The organism is Burkholderia sp. HAN2018, assembly GCF_024704855.1.
Taxonomy (GTDB): Bacteria; Pseudomonadota; Gammaproteobacteria; order Burkholderiales; family Burkholderiaceae; genus Burkholderia; species Burkholderia cepacia.
This window is the reverse complement of sequence record NZ_QOBB01000449.1, coordinates 1-2,387: the sequence shown is the minus strand read 5'-3', so window position 1 is coordinate 2,387 and position 2,387 is coordinate 1. Positions and strand designations below refer to the sequence as shown.

The following is a 2,387-nucleotide window of genomic DNA, read 5'->3' as shown; positions in this document are numbered from 1 at the left end:
GGTCATCGGCTCGAGGAAGCGGATCCGCCGCACCGCGCCGTCGCCGCCGCGCCAGCGGCCGCCGCCGCCCGACCCGGCGCGGATGCGGTGCGAATCGAGCCGCACCGGGTAGCGCCATTCCAGCACCTCCGGATCGGTGAGCCGCGAGTTCGTCATGTGCGTCTGCACCGCGCCGACGCCCGCGAAGCCGTCGCCGGCACCGCTGCCGCCCGCAATCGTCTCGTAGTACTGGTAGCGATCGTTGCCGAATGTGAAGTTATTCATCGTTCCCTGGCTCGACGCGACGCAGCCGAGCGCGCCGTACAGCGCGTTGGTGATGGCCGACGACGTCTCGACGTTACCCGACACGACCGCCGCCGGATACTCGGGATTCAGCATCGAGCGGGCCGGCACGATCACCGTGAGCGGCTTCAGGCAGCCGGCGTTCAGCGGGATGTCGTCGCCGACCAGCGTGCGGAACACGTACAGCACGGCGGCCATGCATACGGCCTTCGGCGCGTTGAAGTTGTTGTCGAGCTGCGCGGACGTGCCCGTGAAATCGATTTCCGCGCGCCGCGCGGCCCGGTCGACGCGGATCGCGACACGAATCTCCGCGCCGTTGTCGAGCGGGTAGCGGTACGCGCCGTCCTGCAGCGCGCCGATCACGCGCCGCACCGCTTCTTCCGCGTTGTCCTGCACGTGCCCCATGAACGCGAGCACGACGTCGCGGCCGAACTGCGCGACCATCCGGCGCAGCTCGTCGACGCCCTTCTGGTTCGCGGCGACCTGCGCGCGCAGGTCGGCCATGTTCTGCTCGACGTTGCGCGCCGGGTAGCGGCCCGACGCGAGCAGCGCGCGGGTTTCCGCATCGCGCAGCGTGCCGGCCGACACGAGCTGCCAGTTGTCGATCAGCACGCCTTCCTCGTCGATATGCGTCGAATCGGGCGGCATCGAGCCCGGCGTTGTGCCGCCGATGTCCGCGTGGTGGCCGCGCGAGCCGACGTAGAACAGCGGCGCGTCCGAACCGTCCGCGAACACCGGCGTGATGACGGTCACGTCCGGCAGGTGTGTGCCGCCGTGATACGGATCGTTCAGCATGAACACGTCGCCGTCGCGCATGCGGCCGCGGTTGCGCTCGATCACCGTGCGGATGCTCTCGCCCATCGAGCCCAGGTGCACCGGCATGTGCGGCGCATTCGCGATCAGGTTGCCGTCGCCGTCGAAGATCGCGCACGAGAAGTCGAGCCGCTCCTTGATGTTCACCGAGTACGCGGTGTTCTGCAGCCGCAGCCCCATCTGCTCGGCGATCGACATGAACAGGTTGTTGAAGATCTCGAGCCGCACCGGGTCGGCGTCGGTGCCGAGCGAGCGGCGCGTCGGCAGCGGCGTCGTGCGCGTCAGCACGAGGTTGCCCTGCGCGGTCATCTGCGCACGCCAGCCGGGCTCGACGACGGTCGTGCCGTTCTTTTCCGCGACGATCGCCGGGCCGTCGATCGCGTCGCCGGCCAGCAGCGTGTCGCGCACGTAGAGCGCCGCATCGTGCCATTGGCCGCCGGAATAAAAGCGCACCGCGGAATGCGCGCGCAGTGCGCCAGCGCCGCCAGCGCTGCCGTCGCTGCCGTCGCCGCGCGGCGCGAGCGGGGCGATCTCCACCGGCGCGTCGGAGCGGCCGATCGCCTCGACCGACGCGAGTTCGGCCACCAGCGGCGTGCCGGGCATCAGGAACGCGTAGCGCTGCCGGTACGCGGTCTCGAATGCCTGCTGCATCGCGGCGACGCTGCCGGCCGGCACGTCGAGCGTCGAATCGGTGCCCTGGTAGCGCAGGTGCACGCGGCGCTCGATCGCGATCCGCGCCTGCGGCACGCCCTGTTCGAGCAGCGCGCCGACGGCCTCGTCGGCCAGCCGGTCGAGCGCCGCGTTCAGCGCCGGCAGCGACGCGTCGGACAACACCGCCTCGACCGCACGCTCGCGCATCGCGGTCTGGTCGGCGAGGCCCATCCCGTATGCGGACAGCACGCCCGCGAGCGGGTGCGCGAACACCTGCGTCATCCCCAGCGCGTCGGCCACGCCGCACGCATGCTGGCCGCCCGCGCCGCCGAACGTCGTCAGCACGTAGCGCGACACGTCGTGGCCGCGCTGCACCGAGATCTTCTTGATCGCGTTCGCCATGCTGCCGATCGCGATTTCCAGGAAACCTTCGGCGAGCGCCTCGGGCGTCTCGCGCCGCCCGGTCGCCGCGTGGATCTCGTCGGCGAGCGCGGCGAACTTCGCGACCACGCCGTCGCGGTCGAGCGGTTCGTCCGCATGCGGGCCGAACACGCGCGGGAAATGATCGGGCTGGATCTTGCCGAGCATCACGTTGCAGTCGGTCACCGTCAGCGGGCCGCCGCGCCGGTACGCGGCCGGCC

1 protein-coding gene is annotated in these 2,387 nt (G+C 70.9%); it reads right to left on the bottom strand.

The window, feature by feature from the left end; all coding sequences use genetic code 11:
* Nucleotides 1–2,387 (bottom strand): hydantoinase B/oxoprolinase family protein (locus DPV74_RS40810; protein WP_119339245.1); only part of this gene is annotated, 2,387 nt, incomplete at both ends.